Annotated in this window: 11 protein-coding genes; 6 read left to right on the top strand and 5 right to left on the bottom strand. The window is 65.4% G+C overall.

Going from position 1 to position 13,060, the window contains the following annotated elements; all coding sequences use genetic code 11:
* Positions 1-56 precede the first annotated feature (56 nt).
* Together B9C43_RS06375 and B9C43_RS06380 are read left to right on the top strand one after the other, a co-directional pair.
* Positions 57-710: a lytic polysaccharide monooxygenase auxiliary activity family 9 protein gene (locus B9C43_RS06375; protein WP_051896702.1), complete on the top strand. Its 654-nt coding sequence runs from the start codon at positions 57-59 to the stop codon at positions 708-710.
* A gap of 166 nt (positions 711-876) precedes the next feature.
* Entirely contained in the window at positions 877-2,016 is a 1,140-nt protein-coding gene (locus tag B9C43_RS06380) for a hypothetical protein (protein WP_084425053.1), read from the top strand.
* 48 nt (positions 2,017-2,064) lie between these two features.
* Here B9C43_RS06380 and B9C43_RS06385 read toward each other — a convergent pair whose 3' ends face one another.
* Entirely contained in the window at positions 2,065-2,994 is a 930-nt protein-coding gene (locus B9C43_RS06385) for a pectate lyase family protein (protein WP_235038454.1), read from the bottom strand.
* Between the two features lie 249 nt (positions 2,995-3,243).
* On the opposite strand from B9C43_RS06385, the gene B9C43_RS06390 reads away from it, so the two are divergent.
* Positions 3,244-5,022, top strand: coding sequence for a rhamnogalacturonan lyase (locus B9C43_RS06390; RefSeq protein WP_084425055.1), 1,779 nt, complete (start codon positions 3,244-3,246; stop codon positions 5,020-5,022).
* Positions 5,023-5,068: 46 nt separating this feature from the next.
* Here B9C43_RS06390 and B9C43_RS06395 read toward each other — a convergent pair whose 3' ends face one another.
* Entirely contained in the window at positions 5,069-5,797 is a 729-nt protein-coding gene (locus tag B9C43_RS06395) for a carbonic anhydrase family protein (RefSeq protein WP_235038455.1), read from the bottom strand.
* A gap of 438 nt (positions 5,798-6,235) precedes the next feature.
* Between B9C43_RS06395 and B9C43_RS56630 the strand changes: the two genes are divergently transcribed.
* The gene (locus B9C43_RS56630; RefSeq protein ID WP_160096373.1) at positions 6,236-6,400 is read left to right on the top strand and encodes a hypothetical protein; all 165 of its coding nucleotides are present in this window, start codon (positions 6,236-6,238) and stop codon (positions 6,398-6,400) included.
* Here the strand turns inward: B9C43_RS56630 and B9C43_RS06400 are convergent.
* From B9C43_RS06400 to B9C43_RS06410, 3 genes are read right to left on the bottom strand one after another with little or no spacing between them, the layout of a single operon-like run.
* The gene (locus B9C43_RS06400; RefSeq protein ID WP_084425057.1) at positions 6,397-7,122 is read right to left on the bottom strand and encodes a sulfotransferase-like domain-containing protein; all 726 of its coding nucleotides are present in this window, start codon (positions 7,120-7,122) and stop codon (positions 6,397-6,399) included. The genes B9C43_RS56630 and B9C43_RS06400 overlap by 4 nt on opposite strands.
* Positions 7,119-8,102 (bottom strand): aldo/keto reductase, encoded by a 984-nt coding sequence (locus B9C43_RS06405; RefSeq protein ID WP_084425058.1) that lies wholly within the window; start codon positions 8,100-8,102, stop codon positions 7,119-7,121. Before B9C43_RS06405 ends, B9C43_RS06400 begins: the two co-directional genes overlap by 4 nt.
* 18 nt (positions 8,103-8,120) lie before the next feature.
* A complete protein-coding gene (locus tag B9C43_RS06410) occupies positions 8,121-9,401 on the bottom strand; it encodes an argininosuccinate synthase domain-containing protein (RefSeq protein WP_084425059.1) in 1,281 nt (426 codons plus the stop codon).
* A 195-nt stretch (positions 9,402-9,596) separates the two neighbouring features.
* Here B9C43_RS06410 and B9C43_RS55440 point away from each other — a divergent pair, with 195 nt between their 5' ends.
* Both B9C43_RS55440 and B9C43_RS06420 read left to right on the top strand, forming a co-directional pair.
* Positions 9,597-9,803, top strand: a complete 207-nt coding sequence (locus B9C43_RS55440; protein WP_143446154.1) for a hypothetical protein — start codon at positions 9,597-9,599, stop codon at positions 9,801-9,803.
* A gap of 172 nt (positions 9,804-9,975) precedes the next feature.
* Positions 9,976-13,059, top strand: coding sequence for a non-ribosomal peptide synthetase (locus B9C43_RS06420; protein WP_084425061.1), 3,084 nt, complete (start codon positions 9,976-9,978; stop codon positions 13,057-13,059).
* Position 13,060 lies beyond the last annotated feature (1 nt).

Genomic DNA, 13,060 nt, shown 5'->3' on the forward strand with positions numbered 1-13,060 from the left:
ATCTGGGAGCGCTCCCAGTCTTTCCCTGCAAGTGCACCCTCAAGGAGGAGGACAACGTGCACAACCAGTTAGGCAGACGTGTGCTCACCGTGCTGGCCACGGTCGGCATCCTGTTCGCCAGCGTGCTGGCCGGGGTGGCGAGCGCACACGGCTCGGCCACCGACCCGCCGTCCCGCAACTACGGTTGCTGGGACCGTTGGGGCAGCGACTTCCAGAACCCCACGATGGCGCAGCGCGACCCGATGTGCTGGCAGGCCTGGCAGGCCGACACGAACGCGATGTGGAACTGGAACGGCCTGTACCGCGAGAACCTCAAGGGCAACCACCAGGGCAACATCCCGAACGGGCAGCTGTGCAGCGGCGGGCGTGCCGAAGGTGGCCGGTACAACGCGCTCGACACCGTCGGTGCGTGGCAGATGGCCAACAAGAGCAACAGGTTCACGCTGACGGTGACCGATCAGGCCAGGCACGGCGCGGACTACCTCCTGGTGTACGTCACCAGGCAAGGTTTCAACCCGGCGACTCAGCCGTTGGGCTGGAACAACCTCGAACTGGTCGCGCAGACCGGGAGATACGCGCCTGCCGGTCAGTACCAGGTGTCGGTGAACGCGGGCAGCAGGTCGGGGCGGCACATCGTCTACACGATCTGGCAGGCCAGCCACATGGATCAGTCGTACTACTTCTGCAGCGACGTGAATTTCACCGGATAAGTTCGATGTTAACGTGAACCCCCGGCGATACCTGCTCGTATGTCGAGTTGGGGGCCAGCTCCTGGTCCGGCTGGCCCCCTTGTCAGGCGGCCAACCGTGGCGCCGGGGCGACCTGGCGTGCCGTACCTGACGCTGCCGAAACACTTGACAGCAGTGAGGTATCGATATGTCACAAGCCCATGCCCGGCCGCAGCGCGCCAAACGACGCATCGTGTGGATCGGGGCGCTGAGTGCGGGTGCCATGGCCGCGTTGGCCGTCGCGGCATTCGCGTCCGGTGGGAGTTCGTCGGACGCGAACGCCACCGCGCAGAACATCGCGTGCCCGAACCCGGTGAACGCGATCGGTGCCGTGCCCGCTCAGGCCCAGGCCGAAGTGAACAGGGAACTGGCCAACCTGGACAAACAGCTGTCCGAAGCGAACACCCGGCTGGCGAACTCGGCGGGCCAGGGTGGGCCGAACTTCGTGCAGAACGCCATTCTGGGGCCGTTGGCCAGCAAGCGAACCGCGGCGCTCGACCGGATCGCGATCGCGATCGGCCGGGTGGGGGCCAGGCCGCAAGGGCTTGAGCAGTTCGCCACGTGCGGTTTGGGACAGGCACCGGCGGTGACGTCTGCACCGTCCACTTCGACGTCTTCGCCGTCGACTGGTCAGCCTGCCGCGCAGAACATCGTGTGTCCCGAGCCCGTCCTGCCCGCTGTTCCGGCTCAGGCCCAGGCTGAGGTGGAGCGCGAGCTGGCGAATTTGGACAAGCAGATTTCCGAGGCGAACACCCGGTTGGCGAATTCGGTCGGCCAGGGTGGGCCGAACTTCGTGCAGAACGCCATTCTGGGGCCGTTGGCCAGCAAGCGAACCGCCGCGTTGGACCGGATCGCGATCGCGATCGGCCGGGTGGGGGCCAGGCCGCAAGGCCTTGAGCAGTTCGCGACCTGTGAACTGGGGGAGGCTCCGGCGGGCGAGCAGCCGCCGTCCTCGTCGGAACCGACGACGCCCGCGGCGGGATCCGGTGGCGGCCAGTCTGCCGGACAGAACATCGTGTGCCCTGACCCGGTTGTGCCCGCGGTTCCGGCGGCCGCGCAAGCCGAGGTCGAGCGGGAGCTGGCGAATTTGGACAAGCAGATCGCCGAGGCGAACACCAGGCTGGCGAACACCGTTGGCCAGGGTGGGCCGAACTTCGTGCAGAACGCGATCCTCGGCCCGTTGGCCGACAAGCGAACTGCCGCGCTCAACCGGATCGAGACCGCGATCGGCCGCGTCGCGGCCAAGCCGGAAGGCCTTGAGCGGTTCGCGACCTGCCAGCTGGGCTGAGCCGTTGACGGCTCGTGGGTGCACGCACCCACGAGCCGAAATGGCCGGTCAGATCCGGCCGGTACCGGCCCCGCTGGACACAATGGACTTGACGGATGCCGCCGAGTCGAGCGTGACCGAGTAGGGAATGCTCTTGACGCTGCCACCGGCGTCGCCGCTGCCGGAGTTGACGAAGTGGTTGTTGCGGGCGACCAGGTTGCCCGCGGGTGAGCTGCCCTCACCGCGGTGGAACGGGTCCTCGGTGTTCTCGAAGTAGTTGCCTTCAACGAGGACACCGGCCTCCATTGTGGAGGCGACGCCGTAGGAGGTGACGCCCGCGTAGTAGTTGTTGTAGACGTGCACCGGGTTGCCGAACCGGACCCGTGGGTGGCGCTGGTTGGTGCCCGCGAACCAGTTGTGGTGGTAGGTCACCCGCAGCTTGCCGCGGTCCTCGCCGCCGTTGTCGTCGCTGTGTCCCAACAACATTGTCTTGTCGTGATCGATGAACTTGTTCCACGAGACCGTGACGTAGTCCGACGCGCGTTTCACGTCCACGGCACCGTCGTTGCCGTTGGAGAACGAGTTGTGGTCGATCCACACCCTGGTCGAGTACTGGACGTTGATCGCGTCGTCGCCCCACCCGCGGAAGTTGATGTTCCGCACGATCACGTTCGACACGTTGCTGATGTTCAGCCCACCGCCGGTGATGGCGGCGCCGGAGCCGACACCGATGATCGTCTTGTTGGCGGCGACCTTCTGCATGCCCGAGATCGCGATCGACCCGGACACCCGGATCACCGCCGGGCTCGACGACTGCATGGCGGAGATCAAGGCGGACGAACTGCTCACCGTGACCGGCGAAGCGTTGCCGCCGCCTGTGGTCCCGCCGCCTTGTGTTGCCCAGCCGACGAGATCGAACGGTGCGGCCGACGCGGCGGGCGTGGCAAGCACTGACCCAGCCGCCAGCAGCGTCGTGACGACGGCTGCTCGCAATGTCATCGTTGACATGGTGTTCCTTCCGTCAGGCAGTGAACCTGCCCTGGTGCAGGGGGAGACGGAAAGCGCTTTCCGACATCTGACGGTAGCAGGCGCACTCGCGCTGTCAACAGTCGTCCGAGTCCTAACGAGACATGTAAGGGCTTTCAAGATGCCTTTGTGGCAAGGAGTTGGCCGTGCTATGCGGACGGGCTAGCATCGGAACGGCATCGATTGAATCGTTTCGATCGTCGATAGTCAAAGGTGATTGCCATGACATCCCTGCTCGCCGCGGTCAGCGCTGCGACGCTGCTCGCGGTCATCCCTTCGGGGCCTGCACATGCGTTGGCCCCACCGGTCGACATGCTCGACCGTGGCGTCATCAGTGTCCACTCCCATGACGGAAACCGAGTCAGCTGGCGGCTGCTGGCCGACGATCCGGCGGACGTGAAGTTCAACGTGTACCGGGATGGCGCGAAGCTGGCCACAGTCAGCGGCCCGACCAGCTATCACGACCCCGGTGCCCCGGCGAACGCCCGCTACACCGTCCGCGCTGACGTCAACGGCGTCGAGTCGGTCGGCTCGGAGTCGTTGACGTTCAACGCCGACGTCGCGGCGAGCACCCGCGATGTGCCACTGCAGATCCCACCTGGCGGTACGACACCGTCGGGGGAGACCTACACGTACTCCGCGAACGACGCCAGCGCAGGCGATCTCGACGGTGACGGCCAGTACGAGATCGTCCTCAAGTGGGATCCCAGCAACGCCAAGGACAACTCGCAGTCGGGCTACACCGGCAACGTGTACATCGACGCGTACAAGCTCAACGGCCCTCGGATGTGGCGCATCGATCTCGGCCGCAACATCCGCGCCGGTGCGCACTACACGCAGTTCCAAGTCTTCGACTACGACGGCGACGGTCGTGCCGAGGTCGCGATGAAGACCGCGGACGGCACCCGATCCGGTACCGGCCAGGTGATCGGCAATGCCAACGCCGACCACCGCAACTCCAGCGGCTACATCCTGGCCGGCCCGGAATTCCTGACGATGTTCAACGGCCAGACCGGCGCCGCGATGTCCACAGTGAACTACGACCCGCCGCGCGGGAACGTCGCCTCGTGGGGCGACAACTACGGCAACCGGGTCGACCGGTTCCTCGCGGCCACGGCGTACCTCGACGGATCACGGCCAAGCCTGATCATGAGCCGCGGTTACTACACCCGGACAGTGATCGCGGCGTGGGATTTCCGCGACGGGACACTGGCGAAGCGCTGGGTCTTCGACTCCAACTCGGCCGGATCGCAATACGCGGGGCAGGGAAACCACAACCTGTCGGTGGCCGATGCGGATCGCGACGGCCGCGACGAAATCATCTTCGGTGCCATGGCGATCGACGACAACGGCGCTCCACTGTGGAACACCCGCCACGGCCACGGCGACGCCATGCACGTCGGCGACCTGATCCCAAGCCGCACGGGGCTCGAAGTGTTCAAGGTGTCGGAGAACAAGTCGTCACCCGCCGCGTGGATGGCGGACGCCCGAACCGGCCAGATCATCTGGCAGAACGCCTCATGCAACTGTGACAACGGCCGAGGCGTCTCGGCGGACGTATACGCGGGCAGCCCTGGCGCCGAGTCGTGGTCGTCGGCCGTCAGCGGTCTGCTGAACACGGCCGGCCAGAACGTCGGCCGTAAACCCTCCTCGACGAACTTCGTGGTCTGGTGGGACGGCGACGCTCAACGCGAACTGCTCGACGGCACCCACATCGACAAGTACGGCACATCCGGTGACACCCGCCTGCTCACCGCATCCGGCGTGCACTCGAACAACGGCAGCAAGGCCACGCCAGCCTTGTCCGCGGACATCCTCGGCGACTGGCGGGAAGAAGTCATCTGGCCGACGTCCGACAACCGCGCACTGCGGATCTACTCGACCACCGATCCAACAAGCATCTCCCGGCCCTCGCTGATGCAGGACAGGCAATACCGGATCGCCGTGGCGTGGCAGAACACTGCCTACAACCAACCACCACACCCAAGCTTCGCCCTGTAGGAAGTCGTGGTCATGGCTGGGCTCGTGGCCCAGCCATGACTTGCTGCTACCAGCGTTCGATCTGAACGCGACGCCCGTTCAGCGGTTGAGTCGGCCGTGCGTTGCCGTGGGGGAAGAGTGATCGGAAGCGGTTGATGGTGGCCTTCGTGACGGTCTTTTCCTTGGCGAGGAACCATTGCACGCCTTCGGCGAAGGGTGCGGTGGTCAACGATCCGTTGTACCGCGCGGTTGTCCGATCGGCTGGCAGCAGGGCGTTGAGGTCGATCGCCGGGACGTGAACGGGTTCGCCGCATTCGGGCGCGAACTTGGCGAGCACCTTGTCGACGGCCGAAGGCGGACCAGGGACCAGCGGAACACCGATGACCAGCAACTTCCCGGTGGCGCTGCTGTGCACGAGATGCATCTCAAGCGGGGCGTGCCTGCCTTCGAACGTGTGCTCCGACGGTGTGTGGAAATGGAACTGCACCAAGTCGTAGCGGGTTCCGGCGAGCGTCACATACCCGGAGCCTCGGGCGACGGTGCCCTCTTCGGTCTCCTCGTGGTGCCGCGTCGTGCAGCCAGTCGGACTCGCGGAGTCCTTGCGGATGTACTCGATCTCGACATCGGAGCGGCCGTAGAAGATGCGAAGTCTGGGAAGGCCCGGCTCGACACGAATGGACTCGCGAGTGACATCGATCGGGCTCTGCTGAGCCAACCGGGACTGCGCGACAGGCGCACTCAACATAGCCGTGGCCACGGACAGCGGCCCGAGGACGATGACAGTTCGTCTGCTCACCATGCCAGCTGATCATTCAGTAGACTCCATACTGTATACAACCGACGAAAGTAGGTATTCGGACATAACGCCGAGGCGGTATACGGCCGGAGCCGACGGTGTGGTGACGCCGTCGGGGGTGGGGGCGTGCCCAGGACTGCGAGCCACGAGCGCTCCACCGGTGTGCGGCATTCACTTGCCTCGGACTGGAAGCGAGCTGCCTCGCGCTTAGGCATGGACTGAGAGCCGTCGTACCGCAGGAAGATCAGCAGGCTTCCGAAGTCTTGAGGTCGGATGAATATGTCGCGACTTCTCTCGACTGATCGAACGCGCCAATGACAAACGCGGCGTGGCGGCCGACCAGCCCAGCCTCCCATCGGCAGTGCTCGATGTCCTCAGCGCAGCTCTCGCGAACCACACGGGAGGAAATGTTTGTGGGAGCTCAGCTCACGCTGATGTGTGAGCGAGTGGCCGCTGCGGCTTGTCGTCATCGTGCCGTCGACCGGGCTCACCGGACCGGCAGCACGCGCGGCCATTCACTTCACCAGCCCCGCGATTGCCCGGCTCGCGGGCGCGCAGTCGGCACCCGCGAGCCTCTGTGCGGGATGTGGCCGTGCGGCTTAGGTGGTGATGCGGTGGCGCGCGAGGGCGTCGTAGAACGGCTGGTGGTGCTCGGCGATGCGGCGCAAATGCTCGTTGGTGTCGGGAGTCTCGCGCTGCTTGGGCTTCCTGGCTTCCAGTCCGCTGCTCTCGGCCACCTCCGCGTGCCAACGGGTTGTGCGCTGCCACTTGTTCTGTTCGCCGGGATTCCAGTGCATCGCCTCGGGTTTGAACTCCAGGCCGACTCGCTCGCAGTACGCCCGGACCGTCGCTTCTGGGTTGGCCACGAGATCGTCGCCGTCGATCACCAGCGGGACTTCGCCGGTCGCCGAGCGCACCGCCTCGAAGATCGCGTGCAGGTACTCGAAGCCGTATTCGTCTACAGTGGCCTCGGGGTTCATCGCGTAGTGCGAGGAGATCGCGCCCTTCGGCTCACGGATCATGAACGTGTTGACCACGTCGCTGAACAGGCGGCCGTCTTCGAGCAACTGGGTGTACTTGTAGTCGGAGGTGTCCTTGGCGAACACCCGGCGCTCGTTGGCGTTGACCTCGAACATCGCATCCAGGAGCTCGATCGTCGATGAGACGCGCCTGCCTGCGAACTCGTAGTGGCCGTCCACTTGCAGGTACGAGAATGGCTCGTGAGCTACTTCGAGGTCGCCGCGTTCGATCATGATGCGCAGGAACGCCGTGGACCGCGATCGAGGCACTGCCCACAGCACGATGGGCTTCGGCGCGGCGCTCATTGCGACCACCACGTGGGTTGACGGTCCCAGCGGTGTTCGCGCAACTGCGCCATCAGTTCCTCGCTCAGTGGTTCGGCGTCGCTCGTGGCGATGTTGCTGTGGACGTGCTTGAGGTTGCGCATGCCCGGGATCACCGTTGTCACGTCAGGGTTCTGGAGGATGAAGCGCAGGGCGAGTTCGGGCATGGTCATGCCTTCGGGCACGATCTGCGCCAGCCGCTCCGCCCGCTCCACACTCGGGATGAGGTTCTCGGGCACGAAGTAGGTGTTGCGCCAGTCGCCTTCGGCCCACTGGCTGTCACGGGTGAGGGTGCCGGTCAGAGTGCCTTCGTCGAAAGGCACTCGGGCGATCACCGCGATGTCCAGTTCACGGCACGCCGGGAACAGCTCGTCCTCGGGGGACTGGTCGAAGATGTTGTAGATCACCTGCACCGCGTCGATCAGCCCGGTGTTCAGGGTTTCCAGTACGTTCCAGGGTTCCCAGCGGTTGACGCTGATCCCGACGCCCTTGATCAGACCGCGTTCCTTCATCTCGCCGATGACGTCCTGCCAAGCCGCGTCGTGCGCCCATGCGTCTTCCCAGACGTGGAACTGGAACAGATCCACGGACGGCACGTCGAGCCCTTTGAGGCTCAGCTGCAAGTACTCCCACAGATGATCCGGCGGGTACACATCGGACAGCTTCGAGTCGCGAGTGGACGGGAAGTTGCGGTCTTTTGGCGGTGGCTTGGTCGCGACGTACAGCCGGCGATCAGGGTGCCGCCGGAGCAGCTGCCCGAGCATCTCCTCGCTGTGCCCGCGGCCGTAGATCCATGCGGTGTCGAAGTAGGTGCACCCGAGTCGTACGGCCTCGTCGAGCGCGGTGTTGCCGGTCTCGTCGTCGGCGCCGGTCCATCCGCCTTCGCCGCCAGCTATGCCCCACATGCCGTAGCCGACGTCGCTGACCATCCAGCCCAGCCGGCCGAATCGGCGTTCACGCATCGTTTCCTCCTCCCTCGCCTAAACGGCTTTCACCTTGCTCCAGCGGTTGCCGCCCGAGCCGAACCGGGTCTGCTGCACGACGCCGCTGGTCACCTGCATCCGTTCGACCTGAGCGATTCCTCTGTGGACGGACAGGGTCACACGGCCGTCGATGTCGCCGACGAGCCGGTCGATGGCGTCCCGGGCGGCATGCGCTGCGGGATCAAGCCAGCGCGCCTCATACATCGCAGCGCCCAACACGGCGGCCAGCCGGTCGTAGAGTTCGCGCCCTGTGGCGTCGAGGCTGGCTTGCAGGATGCGGCTCCACGCGCGGTCGAGCAGCTCAAGGCCGGGCGCTTCGTAGATGCCACGGCAGACCGTGCCGATGATGCGCCGCTCGACCACGTCACGCAGCCAAATGCCGTGCCGCGCGCCGATTTCGTTGGCCTGGGCCATCCATTCGACCGGGTCGGGACCACTGCCGTCGATGTCGGCGACCCGTCCGTCCCGGAAGGTCACTTGGACGGTCTGCGGGTCGGCCGGGGTCTGCTCAGGCCACTTGCTCCACCGCGGATCGAGCCGGGTGACCGGCGTTTCCAGGTCTTCCAGTTCGGCCGACTCATGGGAACTGCCGGCGAGATTGGCGTCGGTGGACCGCTCGGCGCCGCTGCCGTGGTCGAGATGCAGACCGTACTCGGTGACGGCCTGCAGCATCCGCTCGCGATCGGGAAATCGTTCCAGCGCCTGCGGATTCGTCCACGGCTCGATGACCGACAGCTCCGGCGCGACCTGGGCGCCGTAGCGCGCGAAACGGCGCTGATCGTTCCCGCCGCCGACACAGCCGTGGGCGAACGCGTCGCATCCGTCCGCCATCATCAGCGGTGCGAGCTGGCTGACGAGCACGAACCGCGCGGCGCCGGTCGTGTTCCAGTAACCGCCGTCGTGGCGGGCGCGATACCGTAACAAATCTGACGCTGTCGCAGCCATCGCCGACCGCAAATCCACGACTGCGACTTCATCCCCGAACGCTCGCAGCGAAGAAGCGACCGCGTCCATCTTCGTGCGATCCGATTGGCCTATGTCGGCAATATAGTGCCGTGCCGGAGTGGACAGTTCATGCAGCCAGACTCCGACGGCGAGGGCGGAAAGCCCACCCGATTGAAATACCCCGATAACCTCGTTTTTCTTGGCTTGCACCACGAGCTCCCCACTTATGCTGGTGGACGGGCGCGATTTGGCGCTCAATACGTCGACCTTCTCCGACTCTAACCGTCCAGTGGTGAGTCGGCATGACAAGTCGGTTGTGCGACGACGCCACAACTATCGTATCGGCGCGATGACTCGATGTGTATCGATGTTATGTGACCTTATTTATCCGGCCTGAGCTGCGGCTGTGCGAATATGCTCACAAGATCACGGTCCACAATGGTCTTAAAGGGAACTTTACTCTATCCGGGTGACGTGTGTATGGTGGCCAGGTGCTCGGGTAACCGCTAAACATGGGGTTACGGGTGCATGCGTGTGATGGAGCCGCGGGTCCGGGTGGCCGGGTATCGAGCCGTCCTACCCTGCTGTTCCAACGGAATCGTCGTCAGCGAGGCATCGGAGGGGGCGTCGGCGCCGGGGTGGCGCCGGCTGTGGATCATCGCCGCCGCGGTCTTGCTTGGTGCGGCGGCGATGATGATCACCCGCGCCCGTCCGTCCACTTTTACCCGCGCCTGACAATTCGCGCGATGCGCAACTGTCTATACGCATCCGTCAAATACGGTAGACACTTCGGCGCCTTCATCATGCGGGCCGAGGGTAAGTCATGGCAACCTGAAACTCATTGACCTGTTGGTCACTGATCTGCCTGACGCGATGGATTTTTACCAGTCGAGACTATGGGGGCACGATGCCGCGCCATCAGCAGACGAACAAGAGTGAACATGCATTAACCGACATTCACTCGTCCCTGGGGCCGCACCACGCGTTCCCCCGGCATAGCACTGTCCTAGATCTGTTTTGCGAACAACGATGGCGCGCCCCGGACCGGCCCGCCATCCGCTACCGCGACACCACGATAAGCTATGCGGACCTCGACGCCGCGGCCAATGCGACCGCCAATCAGCTGATCGATAACGGCGTGTCGAAGGGGCAATTGATACCCGTACTGGTCGCGGACGGGCCCGAATTCCCGACCTCGCTCTTCGGCGTGATGAAGACGGGTTCGGCGTTCGTGCCACTGGATCCGGCATGGCCGATCGACCGGCTCAACGCGATCATGGCCGAACTGACGCCGCCTGCCATCGTGGCGTCGCCAGCCACTGTGGAGACCGTCACCGAGCTGCGATGGGCTCTTCCCACCGTGATCGTCGACTGCGCACAGTCGCGGCACGACCCAGCCGCGCCGATTCCGCCACCCGTGGGCCGGGAGCCCGGACCCGAAGACCTGATCTACGGGTTCTACACGTCCGGCTCGACCGGAACGCCCAAGTGCGCGCTCAACCATCACCGCGGCCTGGTCAACAGGTTGACCACGATGTCGCGCCGGTTCGGCGACGGGGCCGATCACGTGACACTGCAGAACAGCAGGTCCACTTTCGACTCCTCGATGTGGCAGGTGCTGTGGCCCTTGGTGTCCGGTGGTCAGGTGGTGCTGCCGCACCGCGACGGGATCCTCGATCTCGAACAGACTGCGATGACGATCGGTCGTTACGGCGTCACGGTCACCGACTTCGTGCCGTCCGTGCTCGCGGTCTTCGTCGCGCTGTTGGAGTTGCGTGAGGACCTGCGTGAGGTGACATCGTGCCTGCGGCGCGTGCTGATCGGTGGCGAACCGGCCACCCCCGGTGTCGTGCACCGGCTGCGCGCGCTGTTGCCCGGCATCAAGGTCACCAACACGTTCGGGCCGACCGAGTGTTCGATCGGGTCGGTGTTCCACGAGATCACCGACGCGGACGTGGAGCGGATTCCGATCGGCCGTCCGATCGACAACACCGCCGCGATCGTGCTCGACGACGACCTTGAACCCGTCGGCGTCAACACGCCCGGCGAGGTGTACCTCGGCGGCGAGTGCGTCGGCGCGGGCTACCTCAACGACCCCGAGCGCACGGCTGGCGTGCTTGTGGACAACCCGTTTCCCGAGATCCCCGGCGCGAAGTTATACCGGACAGGCGATCTGGCCCGGGTCGGTGAGGACGGGCTGCTGTACTTCGCCGGCCGGATGGACGAGCAGGTCAAGCTCGGCGGAGTCCGGGTCGAGCTCGGCGACGTCGGGTCGGCCCTGACCGACCACCCGCTCGTCGGCAGCGCGATCGCGGTCGTACTCGGTGAAGCACCGGACTCCACTTTGGTCGGATGCGTCACGCCGCGTTTGGCTGACAATCCGCCGAGCCCCGCGCAGCTTCGTGAGTACGCGACGGAGAAACTGCCGGCCGAGCAAGTCCCGCAGCAGATCGTGGTGCTCGATGCCCTGCCGCTGAACCACAACGGCAAGGTGGACCGGAAGGCGTTGTCCGCGATCATCACGGCCGAGACGGCACGGCAGACCGGCCCCGCCGAGCACATCGAGCCGCCTGCCAACCCGATGGAAGAGCTGGTTAGTTCAGCCTGGTGCGAAGTGCTGGGACTGGACCAGGTTTGTGTGGTCACACCGTTCGCCGACTACGGCGGCAACTCGCTGATCGCCAACCGGCTCACCGTCGCGGTCAGCGCGAGGCTGGACACCACGGTGCGGCCCAGGGATCTGCTTGTCGAGCCGACCGTGCGCGCCCAGGCGGAGCGGTTGGCCAGGGGAGTGGACGACGACAGCGCCGAACTGGCCTACCTCAAGCACGACATCGAGTGGCGGCCGCCGCAGACACTGCTGGTCACGGGCGCGACCGGGTTCGTCGGTGCGCATATCTTCGCCGAGTTGCTGGTCAACTCCAACGCGACTCTGATCTGCCTCGTGCGGTGCGCCGACCAGGCTGACGGAGTCCGGCGGCTGACCGAGGTTCTCGAGCAGTACCAGCTGACGTCCGCGTGCCAGCTGTTGCCCGCGATGCTGAAGACCGGACGGGTCGAGGTGGTCCCCGGTGACCTGGGCAGTGAGCTGCTCGGCATGTCGCAGTGGCAGTTCGACGCCATCGCGTCGAGCGTGTCCGGCGTCGTCAACGCCGCGGGCGCGGTCAACTTCCTGTCCGGCTATCTGGACCACCGCCCGACCAATGTGCTTGGCGTGCAAGAGCTCATCAAACTCGCCGCGGGCGGTGCCCGCGTGCACACCCTGTCCACATTGAGCATCTTCCCGCCCGACGAGCCGGCCGGCAGGCGCATCACCGAGGAGCAGATGCCGGCGCCGGATCAGGTCGCCGGGGACGGCTACAACAGGTCGAAGTACGTCGCGGAATGCTTGCTGGCCAACGCGCGCAAGCAAGGCATCGGCTCGGTGGCGTACCGGCTCGGCGAAGTCTGGCCACACCAGTCGATGGGAGTGGCCAACCCAGGTTCGCTCGCGCACAACCTGTTGTACGCGTGCGCTCGCACTGGATGCGTGTTCCAGACCGACGCCAAGACAGACGTGACACCGGTTGATGTGGTCAGCCAGCTCGTGTCTGGTGCCGCCACCGGGGACATCGAGGTACCCGACGGCGCGGTGCACGTGCTGTGGCCGCGAACTCTGCGCTTCGCCGAGGCGTTCGAGACACTCGCCGATCGGTGCGGGCTGGACCACGTGGCCTACGGGCAGTTCCGCGAGCGCGTCGAAGCCGCTGCCGAGTTCGATCGGAGGCTTGCCGGGCTGCAACTGCTGTTGCCGCCGCCGAACGGCAACGGCGACGTAGCGCCTGCGGAATTCGACCGGATGTTCACCGACAGCTCCAGGCAGTTCGACACCGAGCGGTTCAACAACCACGCGGTCTCGCTTGCGCGGCCCGCGGCGGACGCGCTCGCGACACTCGACAGCTATCTCACCGGACTGGCCGACATTCCCGCTTTGGTACCACAGGAAAGGTAAA

This window comes from Kibdelosporangium aridum (assembly GCF_900176515.1).
Taxonomy (GTDB): Bacteria; Actinomycetota; Actinomycetes; order Mycobacteriales; family Pseudonocardiaceae; genus Kibdelosporangium; species Kibdelosporangium aridum.

Excerpts from the sequence above, each read along its gene's own strand:
- B9C43_RS06380 (WP_084425053.1), top strand. The coding sequence starts at position 877 with ATGTCACAAGCCCATGCCCGGCCGCAGCGCGCCAAACGACGCATCGTG.
- B9C43_RS06385 (WP_235038454.1), bottom strand. The coding sequence starts at position 2,994 with ATGACATTGCGAGCAGCCGTCGTCACGACGCTGCTGGCGGCTGGGTCA.
- B9C43_RS06390 (WP_084425055.1), top strand. The coding sequence starts at position 3,244 with ATGACATCCCTGCTCGCCGCGGTCAGCGCTGCGACGCTGCTCGCGGTC.
- B9C43_RS06400 (WP_084425057.1), bottom strand. The coding sequence starts at position 7,122 with ATGAGCGCCGCGCCGAAGCCCATCGTGCTGTGGGCAGTGCCTCGATCG.
- B9C43_RS06405 (WP_084425058.1), bottom strand. The coding sequence starts at position 8,102 with ATGCGTGAACGCCGATTCGGCCGGCTGGGCTGGATGGTCAGCGACGTC.
- B9C43_RS55440 (WP_143446154.1), top strand. The coding sequence starts at position 9,597 with ATGCGTGTGATGGAGCCGCGGGTCCGGGTGGCCGGGTATCGAGCCGTC.
- B9C43_RS06420 (WP_084425061.1), top strand. The coding sequence starts at position 9,976 with ATGCCGCGCCATCAGCAGACGAACAAGAGTGAACATGCATTAACCGAC.